19 protein-coding genes are annotated in these 17,591 nt (G+C 63.3%); 6 read left to right on the top strand and 13 right to left on the bottom strand.

The features are described 5' to 3' along the window. The coding region (gene bcsS / locus ACK41X_RS17320) for a cellulose biosynthesis protein BcsS (protein ID WP_409725886.1) at nt 1–462 on the top strand (462 nt) is incomplete at its 5' end. On the opposite strand, the gene ACK41X_RS17315 is transcribed toward bcsS, so the two are convergent. From ACK41X_RS17315 to ACK41X_RS17275, 9 genes are all read right to left on the bottom strand, one after another. Next, nucleotides 463–1,632, bottom strand: a complete 1,170-nt coding sequence (locus tag ACK41X_RS17315) for an ABC transporter permease (protein ID WP_409725884.1) — start codon at nt 1,630–1,632, stop codon at nt 463–465. It lies immediately after the preceding gene. Continuing rightward, nucleotides 1,629–2,561, bottom strand: a complete 933-nt coding sequence (locus ACK41X_RS17310; RefSeq protein WP_409725882.1) for an ABC transporter ATP-binding protein — start codon at nt 2,559–2,561, stop codon at nt 1,629–1,631. Before ACK41X_RS17310 ends, ACK41X_RS17315 begins: the two co-directional genes overlap by 4 nt. A 14-nt stretch (nt 2,562–2,575) precedes the next feature. Beyond that, complete coding sequence (locus ACK41X_RS17305) at nt 2,576–3,364, bottom strand: HlyD family secretion protein (protein ID WP_409725880.1); 789 nt, start codon at nt 3,362–3,364, stop codon at nt 2,576–2,578. Next, nucleotides 3,361–3,987 carry a TetR/AcrR family transcriptional regulator gene (locus ACK41X_RS17300; RefSeq protein WP_409725878.1) on the bottom strand — a complete coding sequence of 209 codons (627 nt, stop codon included), beginning with the start codon at nt 3,985–3,987 and terminating at the stop codon, nt 3,361–3,363. Before ACK41X_RS17300 ends, ACK41X_RS17305 begins: the two co-directional genes overlap by 4 nt. 365 nt (nt 3,988–4,352) lie before the next feature. Next, nucleotides 4,353–5,975, bottom strand: coding sequence for an NTP transferase domain-containing protein (locus ACK41X_RS17295; protein WP_409725876.1), 1,623 nt, complete (start codon nt 5,973–5,975; stop codon nt 4,353–4,355). Further along, the gene (locus tag ACK41X_RS17290; protein ID WP_409725874.1) at nt 5,972–6,664 is read right to left on the bottom strand and encodes an XdhC family protein; all 693 of its coding nucleotides are present in this window, start codon (nt 6,662–6,664) and stop codon (nt 5,972–5,974) included. The genes ACK41X_RS17295 and ACK41X_RS17290 overlap by 4 nt, the downstream gene beginning before the upstream one ends. A gap of 105 nt (nt 6,665–6,769) precedes the next feature. After that, nucleotides 6,770–7,105, bottom strand: coding sequence for an XdhC family protein (locus ACK41X_RS17285; protein WP_409725872.1), 336 nt, complete (start codon nt 7,103–7,105; stop codon nt 6,770–6,772). A 110-nt stretch (nt 7,106–7,215) separates the two neighbouring features. Beyond that, entirely contained in the window at nt 7,216–8,442 is a 1,227-nt protein-coding gene (locus tag ACK41X_RS17280; protein WP_409725870.1) for a vWA domain-containing protein, read from the bottom strand. 27 nt (nt 8,443–8,469) lie between these two features. After that, nucleotides 8,470–9,399, bottom strand: coding sequence for an AAA family ATPase (locus ACK41X_RS17275; protein WP_409725868.1), 930 nt, complete (start codon nt 9,397–9,399; stop codon nt 8,470–8,472). 186 nt (nt 9,400–9,585) lie between these two features. Here ACK41X_RS17275 and ACK41X_RS17270 point away from each other — a divergent pair, with 186 nt between their 5' ends. After that, a complete protein-coding gene (locus tag ACK41X_RS17270; RefSeq protein ID WP_409725866.1) occupies nt 9,586–10,092 on the top strand; it encodes a VOC family protein in 507 nt (168 codons plus the stop codon). 174 nt (nt 10,093–10,266) lie between these two features. Here ACK41X_RS17270 and ACK41X_RS17265 read toward each other — a convergent pair whose 3' ends face one another. Genes ACK41X_RS17265 through ACK41X_RS17255 form a run of 3 tightly spaced genes read right to left on the bottom strand, consistent with a single transcriptional unit; the run spans nt 10,267 to nt 13,984 of the window. Further along, nucleotides 10,267–11,082 (bottom strand): FAD binding domain-containing protein, encoded by an 816-nt coding sequence (locus ACK41X_RS17265; RefSeq protein ID WP_409725864.1) that lies wholly within the window; start codon nt 11,080–11,082, stop codon nt 10,267–10,269. A gap of 29 nt (nt 11,083–11,111) precedes the next feature. Next, nucleotides 11,112–13,475 carry a xanthine dehydrogenase family protein molybdopterin-binding subunit gene (locus tag ACK41X_RS17260; protein WP_409725862.1) on the bottom strand — a complete coding sequence of 788 codons (2,364 nt, stop codon included), beginning with the start codon at nt 13,473–13,475 and terminating at the stop codon, nt 11,112–11,114. A 38-nt stretch (nt 13,476–13,513) separates the two neighbouring features. Continuing rightward, the gene (locus ACK41X_RS17255; RefSeq protein ID WP_409725860.1) at nt 13,514–13,984 is read right to left on the bottom strand and encodes a (2Fe-2S)-binding protein; all 471 of its coding nucleotides are present in this window, start codon (nt 13,982–13,984) and stop codon (nt 13,514–13,516) included. Nucleotides 13,985–14,410: 426 nt separating this feature from the next. Between ACK41X_RS17255 and ACK41X_RS17250 the strand changes: the two genes are divergently transcribed. Further along, nucleotides 14,411–15,049, top strand: coding sequence for a hypothetical protein (locus ACK41X_RS17250; RefSeq protein WP_409725858.1), 639 nt, complete (start codon nt 14,411–14,413; stop codon nt 15,047–15,049). Between the two features lie 100 nt (nt 15,050–15,149). Here the strand turns inward: ACK41X_RS17250 and ACK41X_RS17245 are convergent, their stop codons facing one another. Further along, nucleotides 15,150–15,326 (bottom strand): YodC family protein, encoded by a 177-nt coding sequence (locus tag ACK41X_RS17245; protein WP_409725856.1) that lies wholly within the window; start codon nt 15,324–15,326, stop codon nt 15,150–15,152. Nucleotides 15,327–15,601: 275 nt separating this feature from the next. Here ACK41X_RS17245 and ACK41X_RS17240 point away from each other — a divergent pair, with 275 nt between their 5' ends. The 3 genes from ACK41X_RS17240 to ACK41X_RS17230 form a co-directional block, all read left to right on the top strand. Beyond that, complete coding sequence (locus ACK41X_RS17240) at nt 15,602–16,009, top strand: hypothetical protein (protein WP_409725854.1); 408 nt, start codon at nt 15,602–15,604, stop codon at nt 16,007–16,009. 3 nt (nt 16,010–16,012) lie between these two features. Then, entirely contained in the window at nt 16,013–17,155 is a 1,143-nt protein-coding gene (gene grrM / locus ACK41X_RS17235) for a cyclophane-forming radical SAM/SPASM peptide maturase GrrM/OscB (protein ID WP_409725852.1), read from the top strand. After that, nucleotides 17,152–17,591, top strand: a 440-nt coding sequence (locus ACK41X_RS17230) for a hypothetical protein (RefSeq protein WP_409725850.1), incomplete at its 3' end; no start/stop codon positions are given. The genes grrM and ACK41X_RS17230, both read left to right, overlap by 4 nt.

Below are 17,591 nucleotides of genomic sequence, written 5' to 3'. Positions count from 1 at the left end.
GGACGGCAGACCACGGGCTTCGTCCTCACCGGCTGGCGTTTCGTCAGCGGCAAGACCTTCGTCACGCTGTTCGGCGGTCTCGATCTGCAGCATCACAAGACCAGCCCATTCGATCCGGGCAGCGATCTCAACGGCGATCATGCCGGCATCCGCGGCGCGATAGAGCTCTGGCACGAGCCGACGGCGACCACCATGATCGCAGCCGACGTCACGGTGTCGTCGATCGGCCCAAGCTATGCGGCACGCGCGGCGTTCGGATGGCGGATCGCCGATGCCTTCTATCTCGGTCCGGAAATGGGCGGCTTTGCCAGCGGCGACAGTTACCGGCAGTTCCGCGCCGGGCTCCATGTCACCGGGTTTCGCTTCGCCTGGGTCGAATGGTCGGCCGCCGCCGGCTGGTCGTCGGATTCAGATGACCGCAACGGCCTCTATGCACGGCTCGGCTTGCATGTGCGGCGGTAATTAATCCAGCGTCCGGCGGAACCGGAAAACCGCGACGGCCATTGCGACCAGCATCAGGACGAACAGCGCGATGGTATCGTATTGCAGATCCTCGATGGTCGCGCCTTTCAGCATGATGCCGCGCACGATGCGCAGATAATGCGTCAGCGGCAGCGCCTCGCCGATCCATTGCGCCCAGACCGGCATGCCGGCAAACGGAAACATGAAGCCGGACAGGAGGATGTTCGGCAGGAAGAACATGAACGTCATCTGGATCGCCTGAAGCTGGTTCTGCGCGACCGTGGAGAAGCTGTAGCCGATCGCCAGGTTGGCGGCGATGAACAGCGTCGACAGCGCCGAAAGAAGAAACAGACTGCCCAGAATCGGAACGCCGAACAGATAGGCGCCGGTGCCGACGATCAACGCCGCCTGGATAAAACCGACGAACACGTAAGGGATGATTTTCCCGAGCATGATCTCGACCGGCGAGATCGGCATGGCCAGAAGCGCTTCCATGGTGCCGCGCTCGATCTCGCGCGTGACCGAGAGCGCGGTGAAGATCAGCATTGTCATGGTCAGGATGGTGCCGACGAGGCCCGGCACGATATTGAGCGCGGTTTCGGCCGCCGGATTGTAGCGGGCATGGGTGCGGAACTCGAAGAGCGGCTGCCCCGTCTCCGGAAGTCCACGATCGTTTTGCAGAGCCGTCCGCACCAGCTGGCCCAGCGCACCGAGCGCCGATCCGGCCGCGACCGGATCGGTGGCGTCGGCCGCGACCAGCAGCGCCGGCCGCTCGCCGCGCCGGATCGCACGTTCGAAACCGCGCGGGATTTCGACCCCGAACAGTACGGTACCTGAGGCCAGCAGCCGGTCGAACTCGGCCTCGTCCTCGACCTGGTGCGTCACTCTGAAATAGCGCGTATTTTGCAGGGCCTTCAGCACCGAGCGGCCGAGATCGCTGTGCTCCTGCAGCAGCACGGCGGTCGGCAGGTCGCGCGGCGTGGTGTTGATCGCGTAGCCGAACAGGACAAGCTGCATCAGCGGAATCATCACGATCATCGCAAACGACACCCGGTCGCGGCGAAGCTGGATGAATTCCTTGATCAGCATCGCGCCGGTCCGCCGCAAAAAGCCGGTCCAGCGCGAATTCTTGGCGCTTACGGAAGGGCTTTCCGGGACATGCGCACTCATTGGAAATTGTCCCTGGCGCGGCTCATCAGATCGATGAACACGTCTTCCAGCGTCGGCTCGGAGGCTTTCCAGGTCAGCCCCGGCCGGTCGCGATAGGGCTCGATTGATTCTTCCAGTGTTTTCCGGTCGCGCCCCGACACATGCAGACTGTTGCCGAACGGAGCGACCATGTCGATTCCGGGCTTGTTCTGCAATTCGTGCAGCAGGCCGTTCACATCAGGTCCGCTGACGTCGTAGGTCGTGAGCCCCGCCTGCCGGATCACCGCATCGACCGAGCCGTGCGTCAGCAATTCGCCGTAGGCGATATATGCGATTTCGTGACAGCGCTCCGCCTCGTCCATGTAATGGGTCGAGACCAATACGGTCAGGCCCTCGGCGGCAAGCGTGTGAATCTCGTCCCAGAATTCGCGCCGGGCCTTCGGATCGACGCCAGCGGTCGGCTCGTCGAGCAACAGCAATTGCGGCGACGGCAGCGTGCAGGCGCCGAGCGCGAGCCGCTGCTTCCAGCCGCCGGACAACTGGCGGGCGAGCTGTTCCTCCCGCCCCTGCAATCCCAGCCGCACGATCATGTCGCGTGCGGCCTGCGGCGGATCGCGCATCAGATGCAGCCGTGCGACGAATTCCAGATTTTCGCGTACCGACAAATCCTCGTACAGGCTGAAGCGCTGGGTCATATAGCCGACCCGCAGCTTGATCTGGTCCGCCTGCGTGCGGATGTCATAGCCCAGGCAGGTGCCGTCGCCCTTGTCGGGGGTGAGCAGCCCGGTGAGCATGCGGATGGTCGTGGTCTTGCCCGACCCGTTCGGGCCGAGAAAACCGTAGATCGTGCCCTTCCTCACCTGCATCGACAGATCGCGCACCACCACGCGGCTGCCGAAAGATTTCGTGAGCCCGTGCACGTCGATCGCGATTTCCGGATTGACGGCCATTTGTCGCGCGACGCTCAATTCGACGCGGGCTTCGGGTTGACGGTCACATCAACCGGCTGCCCGACACGCAGCGCCTTCGGATCGTTCGGCAGCGCCTCGATCAGATAGACAAGCTTGTGGCGCTCCTGCTGCGAATAGATGACCGGCGGGGTATATTCGACATATTGCGAGATGAAGCTGATCTTGCCGCTCATCCCCGCCGGACAGCCGTCACAGGAAAAGCTGATCGGATCGTCGATCGCAAGACGCGCCAGCATCGGCTCGGAAACGTAGAAGCGCACCTTCACGTTTCCGGGCGGCAGGATCGAAACGATCGGACGGCTGGCCGGCACCGTTTCGCCCGCACGGTAATAGACCTGCTGCACCAGCCCGGCTACAGGACTTAAACCACGCCGCCGCGCGAGCCGCGTCTGCGCCGCGGCAAGGCGCGCCTGTGCTTCGCGATACAGCGCTTGCGTGACGTCAAAATCCTTCTGCGTGCCGGCCTGGCTTTTCAGCAATTGCTGCGCACGGTCGAAAGCCTGTTTCGCGTTGGCAAGCGTCGCCTGGGCGACGCCGAGATCGGCCTCCTGCAAATCGGCATCGAGCACGAACAGCAGTTGGTCCTTGTTCACGGCATCGCCTTGGCGCACCAGCATCTGTTCGATGCGGCCCTGCTCGTCCGGACTGACAAAGATGAAATCGCCTTCGACCCAGCCCTGCAACACATTCTCATTGCCGTTGCTGCAGGCGGTGACCAGCAGGCATAGAGCGAGCAGGCCTTGCCGCCATCCGCGCCGAAGGCTCGCAAGCCATGCGCTCATGATGCACTCCCGCGATCCAGCAGAATATCGATATGGGCTTTCAGCAAAGCCTGGATGTCGAGGGGCGCCTGCTTCTCGAACAGGCTGGACCAGGTCGCTGCGATCAGGACAGGCGCAACAAGCAGCTGCGGAAAATCAACCAGTCCACGATGCCGGATCTCGCCCCTTTCGAAGGCGCGCGTCAGAATGGTCTGCAGCGCAGCGAACACCCGGCTCAGGATCTCGCGATAGTAAAAGTCTGCGATCTCCGGGAAGCGCGGTCCTTCCGCGATAATCAGACGAATGATGTCCCGGCGTCGCGATCCGGCGACTTCCCGTGCGGCAACATCGGCCAGCCGCTCGGCGAGCAGAGGAAATGGAATGTCGGTCTTGGCGAGCGCCTCGAATTGCCCGATCAGCGGCGTCAGCATGGCGCGCACCAGTTCCTTGAACAGCGTCTCCTTGTCGGCGAAATACAAATAGATCGTGCCTTTCGCGACGCCGGCGCGCTTGGCGATATCGTCAAGGCGCGCGGCCGCAAAGCCCTGAAACGAAAACTCTTCCAGCGCGGCATCAATGATTGCATCGCGGCGCGCGGCGCTGCGAATCTCACGCGCCGTGCGGGGCTTCGCGCTCTCGCTCATGGGCGCGGATTTTTGCCAGCGCGGATGGCCGGCCTCCTTGTTGCGCGTGCGGACGCGGTTTGTTGCCGGTGCTTTCCCGGAAGCATCGGCCGCGGTCCGGTTTCGGAATTTCGTCGGCATGGACCATCCAATACTGACTGACCAGTCAGTCATAATTGGCGCCGATCGGATTGGCAAGCCGAATCTCTGCACAAACCTGTGAGAGCCCCAAAACTCACGGAACGGCAGTCCATCACGTCCGATTTTCAAGGCGGCTTATCGGCTCGGGAGGTCGGTCTCGAACGGCCCGCCGCGATGGATTTGCGCGTGCCGCACCGCGCCGGCTCTGCATTTGCGCGTGCCGGCTACCAAGGAAAGGGCCCCCGTCAGCCGCGCTCGAGCTCGGCCTTCAACGCCGCAAGCGCATCGGGCGTATCGATGTCGGTCAGCGCGCCCGCGCCGTTTGCCGGGACCTCGACCACCGCCTCGGCATATTTGCCGATCAGGTGGCGCGCACCGACGTCACCCGACACCGTCATCAGTTCCGGAAAGAAACGCCGCGACCACAGGACCGGGTTGCCGCGCTTGCCGTCGGTCACCGGCACGGCGATCAGAGCACCCTTCTCGGCATCGTAAGCCGCGATGAGCCGGTCGATCAATGCGGCGTCCACCTGCGGCATGTCCGCAAGCATGACAACGGCGCCATCGATGTCATCGGGCAGGGCGGCAAGTCCGGCTCGTAATGAAGTCGACAGGCCCTCTGCAAAATCCGGATTGTGGGCGAATTGCAGCGGCAGGCCCTTCAAGGCGTCGCGCACCGTCTCGCTTTGATGGCCGGTCACGATCACCACCGGCTGCGCCTGCGAGGCAAGCGCCGCCTCGGCCGCAATCCGCGCCAGCGGCTTGCCTGTCACCGTCGCGAGGAGCTTGTTCGGTCCGCCCATCCGGGTCGAGCGTCCGGCCGCGAGGATGACCGCGGCGAAGCGTCCGGTCGTGCGCGGCAGCGGCTCCTCGCGTGGCTGCGGCCGCGTCACGATCTCCATCAGCAGGCCGCCGACTCCCATGCCGGTGATGTCGGCGCGCGTGACCGGCAACCCGGCCAGCAGCCGCATCAGCACCCAGTCGAAGCCGTTCTCCTTGGGCGATCGTGCGCAGCCCGGCGCGCCGAGCACCGGACGGCCATGCGCCTGACCGATCAGCATCAGGTTGCCGGGATCGACCGGCATGCCGAAATGCTCGATGGTGCCCCCGACCGCTTCGATTGCCGCCGGGATCACATCGCGCCGGTCCGCAATCGCAGAAGCGCCGAAAATGATGACGAGTTCGGCGCCCTCATTCTCGACTTCGCGGATCGCCTTGGCGAGCGCCCTCCCGTCATGCGGCACGCGCCGTTCGGCCACGATGCGCGCACCGGCGGGCGCGAGGCGCTCCTCGGTGATCTTCAGCGTCTTGTCGACCACCTTCGGCGAAAGCCCGGGCAGCATCGTTGAAACGACGCCAACCTTCCTGATCTTGTACGGCGCGACCCGCACCAGCGGCTTTGCCGCCTGCGCCGTTTTCATCGCGCGCATGAACACATCGCCGGACACCGCAAACGGAATAATTTTCACCGTTGCCAGCATCTCGCCTTCGACCACCGGCTTGTAGGCGGGAAGCGTGGCGATCGTCACCGCTTCGTCGATCCGGTTCATCGCGTCGATCTGTTCGCGATCGACGACCAGGATGCCGGCCCTCTCAGCGAACAGATTGCAGCGACCGGTAAAGGCCTTGTCGGTACGCACGCCCTCGCCAAGAGCAGCCTCGGCAATCGCCGCAGCGGCGCCGTCTTCTGCGACGTCCCCCGGGTCGAGACGTGCCACCACGATTTCGGCGATGCCTGCCGCTTTGGCCGCTGCAACATGCGATGGCTCGACGATCGTACCCTTCTTGAGCACGAACGAGCCTTCGCGGATGGTGTGGACCGCGGTGCCGCCGAGCGCATCGTCGGGTCTGACAGGGCCGAATTTCATGCAGCCTTCTCCGGCGACTGCCGCAACCGCGCGGTGATCTCGCCCATGATCGAAACCGCGATCTCGGGCGGCGAGATCGCGCCGATATCGAGCCCGATCGGCGCATGAATGCGCGCGATCGCATCATCCGCGATACCCTGCGCCTTCAGCCGTTCGACCCGGCGCGCATGCGTCTTCCGCGAACCCAACGCGCCGATATAGAAGCAGTCCCTCGACAGCGCATGCAGCAGCGCCGGATCGTCGATCTTCGGATCGTGGGTGAGCGCAACAAAAGCCGTATACTTGTCAACGTTCAGCGCGGGCAACGCCTCGTCCGGCCATTGCGCGATCACCGGCACGCCGGGGAAGCGCTCCGGCGTTGCAAAGGCGGTGCGCGGATCGACGATGGTCACGTCATAGCCGAGCAGCTTGGCGATCGGCGCCAGCGCCTGGCTGATATGGACGGCGCCGGTGATCACGAGCTTCGCCGGCGGAACATGCACGGTGATGAAAACCTTGCCGGCCGGCGTTTCCTCCATGCCGCTCTTGCCGGAGCGGATTCGTTTCTCGATCAGGTCCTTCAGCGGATCGTGGAACACATCGGCGGCCTTCACCAGCCGCTGTTCGCCGCTTGCGACATCGGTGACGACGACCGCCGCGCGCCGGTTGGCGCGTTCGGTGTTGAGCGCGGTGAGGATGGAGAGTTTCATGACGGTTACACGCGAATAGCGAATGGCGAATAGCGAATAGAAGCAATTACGATCATTAGAATTTTCCTTGTCACTATTCGCTACTCCCTATTCGCTACTCGCTCCCTAATCCACCTTCTCCACATACACGCGGATGGTGCCGCCGCAGGACAGACCGACCTTCCAGGCGGTCTCGTCGGCGACACCGAATTCCAGCGTCTTCGGCTTGCCGCTGCCGATGACATCAAGGGCCTCTGTCACAACCGCGCCCTCGACGCAGCCGCCGGACACCGAGCCGAGAAAGTTGCCCTCCTCGTCAATCACCAGATTCGATCCGACCGGCCGCGGCGCCGAGCCCCAGGTTTCGACCACGGTGGCGAGCGCGACGCCCCTGCCGGCCTTGCGCCAGTCCTCGGCGGCCCTGAGAATGTCTTCGTCTGTTGCGAGGCTCTGCTGTGTCATAAGCACTGTCTCCTGAACCGGCGAATAGCGAAATAGCGAGTAGCGAATAGTAGAACGCGGTCGCCGCAATTCTCGTACACTACTCGCTATTCGCTACTCCCTATTCGCTATCAAGCCACCTTGCTCAACCAATATTTCGCCTCGGCCTTGCCGTCGCCATCCGCCGACAGCGCCCGGCACAAATCCCTCATTGCATTGAGATTGTGAATCGGACGCAATTCGTCAACATGCGGCAGCATCGTCCTGATACCGCTGGCCTTGGCCTCGAAGCCCTCAAACCTTAACAGGGGATTGAGCCAGATCAGGCGCCGGCAGGAACGGTGCAGCCGGTCCATCTCGAACCCGAGCTGGCTGCCGGGCTCGCGCTCAAGGCCATCGGTGATCAAGAGCACCACCGCACCCTGCCCCAGAACCCGCCGGCTCCATTGCCGGTTGAAGGCGGCAAGCGAGGGCGCGATCCGCGTGCCGCCTGACCAGTCCAGCACGCCGCCGGAACAGGCGGCCAGCGCCTCGTCCGGATCCTTCTGCTTGAGGGCGCGCGTAACATTCGTCAGCCGCGTGCCGAACAGGAAGGTGGAAACGCGCTTGCGGGCATCGGTCACCGCATGCAGGAAATGCAGAAACAGCCGGGTATACTGGCTCATCGAACCGGAAATATCGAGCAGCGCCACGATCGGCGGCTGGCGCGTCTTCGGCCCGAGATACTTGAGATCGATGACCGCCCCGCCCGCCTTCATGCTCGAGCGCAGCGTGCGGCGCAGGTCGATCATGTGGCCGTGGCGCGAAGGCGTGAGCCGCCGCGTCTTCACTTCGTCGAGCGGGAGAACGAGCTTGGCGATGGCCTGTTTCGCTTCCGCGATTTCGGCCGCCGACATCTGCGCGAAGTCCTTCTTCTCCAGCACCTCGCGGTCCGACACCGTCAGCCGCGCATCGAGCTCAACCTCCTTCTTCTTGTCTTCCTGCGGCTTCTGGTGGCTCTTGAACATCGCATCGAGCACGCGCTTCGTCGCCGGCGGCGGCGGAGCGTTGTCCTTCTGCGGCACCACCTGCGGCAGCATCATCGCCATCAGCTGGTCGAAATAGGCGCGCTTGCGGAAGAAGATCTGGAATGCCTGATCGAACAGGATGGTGTGCTCGTGCCGCTTCACAAACACCGCATGCAGGGTCCAGTAGAAGTCTTCGCGGTTCGTGATGCCGGCAACCCGCAGCGCTTCCAGCGCATCCATCACCGAACCGGGCCCGACCGGAATGCCGGCGGTGCGCAGCGCGCGCGCGAAATAGACGATGTTCTCCGCGAGCCGGCCTGGAGTCTCAGATCCTGTCGTGAGGTGAGCCATGCCTTTGCGCGGGCGTATAGCCCACTCCTACTCCGCCGCCTTCATCTGCGCGCGCACGTCGTCCAGCAATTCCTTCACCTTCGTGCCGTCGAGCCGCGCAATGTCGTCCTGATATTTGAGCAAGACACCCAGCGTATCCGACACCGTGGACGGATCGAGCGCCACCACATCGAGCTCGGACAGCGCGGTGGCGAAATCCAGCGTCTCGGCAACGCCCGGCGCCTTGAACAGCTCCATCTTGCGCAGGCGCTGCACGAAATGAACGATCTCCGCCGACAGCTTTTCAGCAATGCCCGGCACCTTGGTGCGCACGATCGCAAGTTCGCGCCCGGCGTCCGGATAGCCGACCCAGTGATAGAGGCAACGGCGTTTCAGCGCGTCGTGGATTTCGCGGGTGCGGTTCGAGGTGATGATGACGATCGGCGGATGCGGCGCCTTCACCGTACCGAGTTCGGGGATCGTGATCTGAAAATCGGCCAGCACTTCGAGGAGGAACGCCTCGAACGCCTCGTCCGTGCGGTCGAGTTCGTCGATCAGGAGCACCGGCGCGCCCGCGGTGTCCGGTTCGAGTGCCTGCAGGAGCGGCCGCTTGATCAGGAAGCGTTCGGAGAACACATCGTGTTCCAGCCGTTCCCGATCGGTATTGCCTTCGGCCTCGCCGAGCCGGATCGCGATCATCTGCGCGGCGTAATTCCATTCATAGACCGCGGCCGAGACGTCGAGCCCCTCGTAGCATTGCAACCGGATCAATTTGCGGCCGAGCGTTTCGGCGAGCACCTTGGCGATCTCGGTCTTGCCGACCCCGGCCTCGCCTTCCAGAAACAGCGGCCGGCCCATCTTGAGCGCCAGAAACAGCACGGTCGCGAGCGACCGGTCGCCGACATAATGCCCGGCGGTGAGCAGCGTCAGGGTGTCGTCAATCGAGGACGGGACGGGGCGCGGGGCGGATGTGGTCAAGGAGCAACCTCGGCAATTTCTCTCCGCTCATTCCCGCGAAAGCGGGAATCCAGCGCTTCCAGCTCTGGGTCCCCGCCTTCGCGGGGACGAGCGGTTAACATATGTGCCAGCTTGCCCGGCACAGCGTCCAGTCTACATATAGGCCCGGTTCCCGGTCAGGTGAATGTCATAGCCAAGGATGCAGCCATGCCGCAGACGCCCGCCCAGCCAATCAATCCGGGCGTCCGGATCGGCCATGTGCATCTGAAGGTGGCCGATCTCGAGCGCGCCCTGCCCTTCTACCGCGATGTCCTGGGCTTCGAGGAAACCTACCGCCGCCCCGGCGCGGTGTTCATGTCGGCCGGCGGCTATCACCACCATATCGCGCTCAACACCTGGGAGAGCCGCGGCGGCGTCCCGCCCGCGCCCGGCACCACCGGCCTCTATCACATCGCGATCCTGTATCCGACGCGGCGCCTGCTCGCCGATGCGCTGCGCCGCCTGATCGAGGCCGGCATCCAGCTCGACGGCGCGAGCGATCACGGCGTGAGCGAGGCCCTCTATCTGCGCGATTTCGACGACAACGGCGTCGAGCTGTACTGGGACCGCCCGCGCGAAGAGTGGCCCAGAGACGAGCATGGCGGGATCAGGATGAAGACCGAGCCGCTCAATTTGCGCGACTTGCTGAGCGAGCTGGAGACGGAGGTGGCGTAGCCGAGTCCGGCGGGATTCTCCGGCCCTCATTCCCGGGCTACGTCATGGCCGGGCTTGTCCCAACCATCCACGCCTTCAGCGCGGCGCTACTGCAAAGACGTGTGCAAAGACGTGGATGCCCGGCACGGGGCCGGGCATGACAAGGTCGATAGTTGTGGCTGTGTTGGGGAGGACTTACTCCTCCTCTCCGCCCCGCTCGTTCGCTGCCGCCACCGCGCGGCGCGCCATCACGCCGACGAGATGCGCGCGGTATTCCGCCGAACCGTGGATGTCGGAATTCATGCCGTCCGGTGACAGCGTGATGCCTTCGAGCGACTTCGGCGCAAAGCGTTTCTTCAGCGCCTCCTCGAATTCCGGCACGCGGAACACGCCGTTCGAGCCCGCCCCGGTCGCAGCCACCCGGATTTCCGAGGAGCGCTTCGACACGAACACGCCGACCAGGGCAAAGCCCGAAGCCGGGTGCTTGAACTTCTGGTATGCGGCCTTCTTCACGATCGGGAAGGTGATCTCGGTGATGATCTCGTCCGGCTCGAGTGCGGTCTCGAACATGCCCTTGAAGTAATCGTCGGCGGCGATCTTGCGCTTGTTGGTGACGATGGTGGCGCCGAGACCGAGCACCGCCGCCGGATAATCCGCGTTCGGATCGTTGTTGGCGACCGAGCCGCCGATGGTGCCGGCGCCGCGCACATGCGGATCGCCGATCGAATCGGGAACGCTGGCGAGCGCGGGCATGACTTCCAACAGCTCTTTCGAATTGGCGACATCGCGATGCTTCGTCATCGCCTTGATGGTGACGGTGCGCGGCGTCACCTCGATGCCGGACAGGCCTTCGATCTTCGACAGATCGACCAGGATTTTTGGCGCGGCGAGTCGTTGCTTCATCACCGGGATCAGCGAATGGCCGCCGGCAAGGAGCTTGGCGTCCTCGTTGGCCAGCAGCGACACCGCCTGCCGGACCGTGGTCGGGCGCTCGATCTTGAATGCATACATGGTGCGTTCCCCTTACGTGTTCGTGTGCCCTAGGCGGCGCGCGCGGGCGCAGATTGCTTCAGCGCGCGCCAGACCGCGGCTGGCGTCGCCGGCATGTCGATCCGCTCGGTGCCGATGGCGTTGGTGATGGCGTTCATGACAGCGGCAGGTGCCGCGATCGCGCCGGCCTCGCCGCAGCCCTTGATGCCGAGCGGGTTGGACGGGCATTCGGTCTTGGTCATGTCGACCTGGAAGGCCGGGAAATTTTCGGCGCGCGGCATGGCGTAATCCATGAACGAGCCGGATACGAGCTGGCCGTCCTTGTCGTAGACGGCGTGTTCGTAGAGCGCCTGACCGACGCCCTGCGCGATGCCGCCATGGACCTGACCTTCCACGATCATCGGATTGATGACGGTGCCGAAATCGTCGACCGCGGTCCATTTGTCGATGGTCACCGCGCCGGTGTCCGGATCGACCTCGAGCTCGCAGATATGGCAGCCCGCCGGGAAGGTGAAGTTCGTGGGATCGTAGAACGCACTCTCCTTCAGCCCCGGCTCGATTTCGCTGGTCGGGAATTTGTGCCCGACATAGGCCTGCAGCGCGAGTTCGCCGAAGCCGATCGCCTTGTCGGTGCCGGCGACGCTGAACTTGCCGTCCTTGAACTCGATATCGCCTTCCGCGGCCTCAAGGAGATGCGCGGCGATTTTCTTGGCCTTGGCCTCGATCTTGTCGAGCGCCTTGGCAATGGCCGACATGCCGACCGCGCCGGAGCGCGAGCCATAGGTGCCCATGCCGAACTGCACCTTGTCGGTATCGCCATGCACGACGGTCACGTTGTCGATCGGAATGCCGAGCCGGTCCGACACGAGCTGCGCAAATGTGGTCTCGTGCCCCTGCCCGTGCGCATGACAGCCGGTGAGGATTTCGACCGAGCCGGTCGGGTTGACCCGCACCTCGGCGGATTCCCACAGGCCCACGCCCGCGCCGAGCGAGCCGACCACGGCGGACGGCGCAACGCCGCAGGCTTCGATATAGGTCGAATAACCGATGCCGCGCAGCTTGCCGCGCTTGGCGCTCTCGCGCTTGCGCTGCTTAAAACCCTTGACGTCGTGGATCTCCATCGCCTTGGCGAGCGAGGCCTCGTAATCGCCCGCGTCATAGAGCGAGGCGACCACGGTCTGGTACGGGAAGCTGCGCACAAAATTCTTCCTGCGCAGATCCGCCGGATCGACGCCAAGCTCGCGCGCCGAGACTTCCATCAGGCGCTCGACCACATAGGTCGCCTCGGGGCGCCCGGCCCCGCGATAGGCATCGACCGGAACGGTGTTGGTGTAGACCGAATCCACCTCGCAATAGATCGACGGGATATCGTACTGGCCGGACAGCAGCGTCGCGTAGAGATAGGTCGGCACCGCCGAGGAGAAGGTCGACATATAGGCGCCGAGATTGGCGATGGTCTTGACCCGCATGCCGACGATCTTGTTATTTTCGTCGAAGCCGAGTTCGGCATGGGTGACGTGATCGCGTCCGTGCGCGTCGGTGACGAAGGCCTCCGAGCGGTCCGCGGTCCATTTCACCGGACGCGCCACCTTCTTCGAAGCCCACAGGCAGACCACCTCTTCCGGATAGATGAAGATCTTCGAGCCGAAGCCGCCGCCGACATCCGGCGCGATCACCCGCAGCTTGTGCTCCGGCGCGACCCCGATGAAGGCCGAGATCACGAGACGCGCCACATGCGGGTTCTGACTTGTGGTCCACAGCGTGAAATTCTCCGAGCCGGGATCGTATTCGGCCAGCGCCGAGCGCGGCTCGAGTGCGTTCGGGACCAAGCGATTGTTGATGAAGTCGAGCTTGGTGATGTGCTTGGCCTTCTTCATCGCGGCCGCATTCGCGTCCGGATCGCCGATATGCCACTGGTAGATGGTGTTGTTCGGCGCGACCTCGTGAATCTGGGTGGCGCCCTTCGCCTGTGCCTGCGCCGGATCGATCACCGCGGGCAAGACCTCAAATTCGGTCACGACCTTCTCGGCGGCATCCTTCGCCTGCGCCAGCGTCTCCGCAATCACCACCGCATAGGCGTCGCCGACATGGTTCACCTTCCCGGCCGCAAGCGCCGGATGCGGCGCCATCTTCATCGGCGACCCGTCCTTGGAATTGACCATCCAGCCGCAGATCAGCGGGCCGAGCTTGTCGGCTGCAAAGTCCTCGCCGGTCCAGATCGCGATCACGCCCGGCATCTTCGATGCGGCCGATTCGTCGATCTTCTTCAGCCTCGCATGCGCGTGCGGCGAGCGAATGAAATAGGCGAAGCTCTGATCCGGCCTCGTGTGGTCGTCGGTATAGTGGCCGCGGCCGGTGATGAAACGGTGATCTTCCTTGCGGCGCACGGCAGCGCCAATTCCGGTGGCAGTCATGGCAGACTCCTTCCCGAATGCTCGAAAAGACGTGACCCCTATTTCTTCATCGCTTTCGCGCCGGCGGCGATCGCCTTCACGATGTTGTGGTAGCCGGTGCAGCGGCAGAGATTGCCGTCGAGTTCGTGGCGGATGGTCTTCTCGTCAAGGTCGTGGCCCTTGCGGTTCACCATGTCGATCGCGGCCATGATCATGCCGGGCGTGCAGAATCCGCATTGCAGGCCGTGATGCTCGCGGAAGGCTTCCTGCATTGGGTGAAGCTGCGAGCCGTTGGCCACGCCTTCGATCGTGGTGATCTTGCAGCCGTCCACCTGCCAGGCAAAGGTGGTGCAGCTCTTGCGCGCGACGCCGTCGACATGCACGACACAGGCGCCGCATTGCGAGGTGTCGCAGCCAACATGGGTTCCGGTGAGCCGGAGATTCTCGCGCAAAAACTGAACCAGGAGCGTGCGCTCATCGACGTCGGCGCTGGTCTGCTTGCCATTCACGGTCATCGTGACGGATGCCATGAGGTCCTCCCTCGGCTTGAAATCGCAGTGTTTTTGGCACGAAATCGGCCGGCCTGCTCCCTCCGGAGCGAAAATCTTGCCGATTTCAGCATCTTGGAACAGGAACAAGTCTTAACAGGCCGCAGGCCGGGGTCAAGCGGCCCCTTGCCCCACCCGTCACGACCTGCGGCGTCAAACTGCTGCAGCCTGGCAGTTCCGAGCAGCGATGGGACAACCGGCCGAACCGCCACCACACGGCGGAGTCGCAAGCCCCCCATTTGCCGTAATTTCCCCGTGGAAAAGCGCCAAACTGCGAAGCGGAAGGCCGAGCCGGTATCGACATGTGGGGCAGCGCCGTTAGCTGCTTATTAGCCAAGGCGCTGTAGGTAATTTTGGGTTTACGGCATCGCCTTAAACCGACCGTATTGCGTAACGAGTAAAGCGTACATGAAATTCGCCCTCGCCCTTGCCGCGGCGTTGATCGCGACGCCTGCCGCCGCTCAATCTCCGGTCAAGCCGACCGCCCTGTTGTTCAACGGGCTCGCGCAATACCAGCCCGGAATTCTGACGCCGCTCGCCGCCTTGGCCAACGACTTGCGCCGTCAGGGCTGGCGCGTGGTGATCGATTCGCATCTCGGCCTGTTCACCAAGAACGAAGAGCCGGTCCTGATCGTCGGCCATTCGGCAGGCGGCGCGCGCGCTTATATGTTCGGCAAGAAAATGGTCGAAGAGGCGAAATTCCATCCGACCATCATCACGCTCGATGCCGCGACGGTATGGGGCGACGTCTATCGCTGCCCGGTGGAGAATTGCATCAATATCCACACGCTGACATATCCGAAGATTCCCGGTTCCTATAACCTGCGCACCAGCAAGATCACCGATTCAATCGTGACCCATGTGTCGATTCCGATGAACGGGGATATCCGCAAGGCGATTCTGCAGCAGGCCGCCGATCTCCTGCATGGCGGGTCGAAACTCACCAAGCTGGTCTCCGCCTACAGCCCCGAGCCGCCCAATGCCGGCCGCTCGCTCGCCGAAGCCTGGCGGCGCAATATCGGCCAGCCCCGCGACGAAGCCCAATAGCACCTCAAAAAGCCGGCTCGCCTCCGGTTGAACGGGCCGCGGTGCCGGCTTCAGGGCAGCCCGTCCGTGACCGCAATCACACCCGCTTTAGGACTGATCGTCAGGACTGCTCGTCCAGTCGCAGGCTCGTCAGCGCAAACGAGCGGCTGAGCGGATTCTGGTCGTCGGAAAACCATTCGCAAAGCGCGTTCTGCTTGTCGACCGCCGCGATCGTCATGCGAGGCCCCCCGGATTTGAGAACGACCACATCGCCGGGGCTGAATTCCTTGTCTGTCACGTCTGTGCGCTCCGCTGAAATGACCGGTGACACGCCGCATATCAGATCGGCGCGCACAATGGTGAGTTTCGCCTCGCATAGGTCCAATCTTTTCGTTCTGCCGACGCAACCAAGCTGCCGCCTGTGGCGGGTTTGTCGCAGCCAGCGTCACAACCCTGTGACCATTCCGTCGCGGCTCACGCCCTGAAGCAATCGAAAACTTGTGTCTTGCCAATTAGTCGGTACTATTCGTTGCCTTTCAATGGGAAAGGCGGGAATGGAGGCGGGTAGAGCCCATGGACAAGCTTTCACGTCGTAACCTGTTGCGCACTTTGGCCGGAGGGGCGCTGTCCGCAGCGGGGGTGGTCACGCTCGCCCGTACGTCTCTGGCAAACGTTCCGGACGCGGCCGCCGCCGACCTGCATGCCGCCGGCCTCGATGTCCAGGCGCGCGCTGCGGTTTTGGAGGACGCTGTCGGTCCGGCCGGCGAGGCGCACGCTCAGTTCGTCAATCTCCCGGGCATCGGCGGGTTCGGCAACGGCGGACGCTTCGGCAATTTTCCCTTTGGCAATGGCGGCTTCCGCAACGGTGGGTTCCGTAACGGCGGCTTCCGCAACGGCGGCTTCCGCAACGGCGGTTTCCGTAACGGAGGTTTCCGTAACGGCGGCGGCGGCGGCTTCCGCAATGCGTTCCGCAATCGCTAGATCATGATTTCAGCCGACCAGGTCGGTCCCCTGGAATTGCTCATTATCCAGCCGACCCCGTTCTGCAATCTTGACTGCTCGTATTGTTATCTCCCCGATCGTCTCGACAAACGGAAGATCACGCTGGAGACGCTGGAAAAGACCTTTCATTGGGTCTTTTCCTCCGGGCTGGTGCGCCAGCCCTTTACGCTATTGTGGCATGCCGGCGAGCCGATGGTTCTGCCCGCGTCGTTCTACGAACAGGCCACGCTGGTGCTGGAACGATGCAACACCAGCGGTTTCACGGTCAGCCAGTCGCTTCAGACCAACGCGACCCTGGTGAACGAAGCCTGGTGCGACTTCATTCGCCGCCGCAACGTGCAGATCGGGGTCAGTGTCGATGGTCCCGACTTCCTGAACGACAAGCATCGCGTCACGAGGAACGGCGGCGGCACGCTCGATCGCGTATTGCGCGGCATGCAGATGCTGCGCGACCACGAAATTTATTTCGATGTCATTACGGTGCTGACGTCGGCGTCGCTCGATTACCCTGACGAGCTTTTCGATTTCTACATCGAGCACGGCATCACCGATGTCGCCTTCAACGTGGAGGAGATCGAGGGGCCGCACGTCACCTCGTCGCTGGCCGGCAATGGCGTGGAACCGCGCTTCCGCCGCTTCTATTCGCGGTTCATGGATCTTGCGCTCGGGTCGGACCCGCCGATTCGGGTTCGCGAATTCGAAACCTCTCGCAATTCAATTGCGCGCCCGGAGCAGCTCGATGACCGGCGAACGCAGGAATGCAGGCCGTTCGGCATTCTCAACGTCGACTGCGCGGGTAATTTTTCGACCTATTCGCCCGAGCTGCTGGGGCTGAGCTCGCCGCGGCTTGGAAGTTTCGCCATCGGCAATGTGGCGCAGGATTCGCTGGAATCGGTGCTGGTCATGCCGCGGTTTATCGCACTCGACGAAGAAATCCGCCGCGGCGTCGAACTGTGCCGGGAAAGTTGCCGCTATTTTCCGTTCTGCGGCGGCGGCCCGCCCGGCAACAAATATTTCGAGAATGGCGACTTCGCCACGACGGAGACGCTGTCCTGCCGCCTGCACAAGAAGGCGACGTTCGATATTGCCCTCGACAAGTTCGAGCGAATTAAGGCCATGATGTGAAAGCATCGTTTGCAGTTGCGCAAAACTTTCAGTGCAAGGGCTCATGGGCGAACCGGCTGCTGATCGCCGAGGGCGACGGCTGGCGCGCGCCGGACGAGAACGAAGTGAGCGGTCTGACCCGGAGCGCGCTGCTCGACGATTCACTAGGCGACGATGCAACCCGCGCCCTTTTGTTCGCCGTTCCCGCGCATATGCGGGCTCGCTTCTGGGCAATGCTGGACGAGGAGGCATCCGAAGGCCGGGGCGACTTCGATGTGTTTTCAGACGACCTCGCCGACTTCCTGACTTTCAAGGAGATGTCGCCCCCGGCGGACGCGGTATGCGAACTCGTTATTCAGGATCAGACTGGCAAAGTGGCGACCCATGACCTCTGGGGGCTCGTCAATTTTGGCGAGGAGCCCGTTATGCTGGGCTGGCCGCAGCTGCAGCTTCGCCT

The organism is Pseudorhodoplanes sp. (assembly GCF_046289595.1).
Lineage (GTDB): Bacteria > Pseudomonadota > Alphaproteobacteria > Rhizobiales > Xanthobacteraceae > Pseudorhodoplanes.
This window is presented reverse-complemented; position numbering and strand designations above follow the sequence as displayed.

Bases quoted from the DNA above. Each gene is read 5' to 3' on its own strand.
- ACK41X_RS17255 (WP_409725860.1), bottom strand. From the start codon at position 13,984: ATGGCATCCGTCACGATGACCGTGAATGGCAAGCAGACCAGCGCCGAC.
- ACK41X_RS17270 (WP_409725866.1), top strand. From the start codon at position 9,586: ATGCCGCAGACGCCCGCCCAGCCAATCAATCCGGGCGTCCGGATCGGC.
- ACK41X_RS17310 (WP_409725882.1), bottom strand. From the start codon at position 2,561: ATGGCCGTCAATCCGGAAATCGCGATCGACGTGCACGGGCTCACGAAA.
- ACK41X_RS17290 (WP_409725874.1), bottom strand. From the start codon at position 6,664: ATGAAACTCTCCATCCTCACCGCGCTCAACACCGAACGCGCCAACCGG.
- ACK41X_RS17240 (WP_409725854.1), top strand. From the start codon at position 15,602: ATGGACAAGCTTTCACGTCGTAACCTGTTGCGCACTTTGGCCGGAGGG.
- ACK41X_RS17305 (WP_409725880.1), bottom strand. From the start codon at position 3,364: ATGAGCGCATGGCTTGCGAGCCTTCGGCGCGGATGGCGGCAAGGCCTG.
- grrM (WP_409725852.1), top strand. From the start codon at position 16,013: ATGATTTCAGCCGACCAGGTCGGTCCCCTGGAATTGCTCATTATCCAG.
- ACK41X_RS17260 (WP_409725862.1), bottom strand. From the start codon at position 13,475: ATGACTGCCACCGGAATTGGCGCTGCCGTGCGCCGCAAGGAAGATCAC.
- ACK41X_RS17295 (WP_409725876.1), bottom strand. From the start codon at position 5,975: ATGAAATTCGGCCCTGTCAGACCCGACGATGCGCTCGGCGGCACCGCG.
- ACK41X_RS17265 (WP_409725864.1), bottom strand. From the start codon at position 11,082: ATGTATGCATTCAAGATCGAGCGCCCGACCACGGTCCGGCAGGCGGTG.
- ACK41X_RS17315 (WP_409725884.1), bottom strand. From the start codon at position 1,632: ATGAGTGCGCATGTCCCGGAAAGCCCTTCCGTAAGCGCCAAGAATTCG.
- ACK41X_RS17285 (WP_409725872.1), bottom strand. From the start codon at position 7,105: ATGACACAGCAGAGCCTCGCAACAGACGAAGACATTCTCAGGGCCGCC.
- ACK41X_RS17280 (WP_409725870.1), bottom strand. From the start codon at position 8,442: ATGGCTCACCTCACGACAGGATCTGAGACTCCAGGCCGGCTCGCGGAG.
- ACK41X_RS17300 (WP_409725878.1), bottom strand. From the start codon at position 3,987: ATGAGCGAGAGCGCGAAGCCCCGCACGGCGCGTGAGATTCGCAGCGCC.
- ACK41X_RS17250 (WP_409725858.1), top strand. From the start codon at position 14,411: ATGAAATTCGCCCTCGCCCTTGCCGCGGCGTTGATCGCGACGCCTGCC.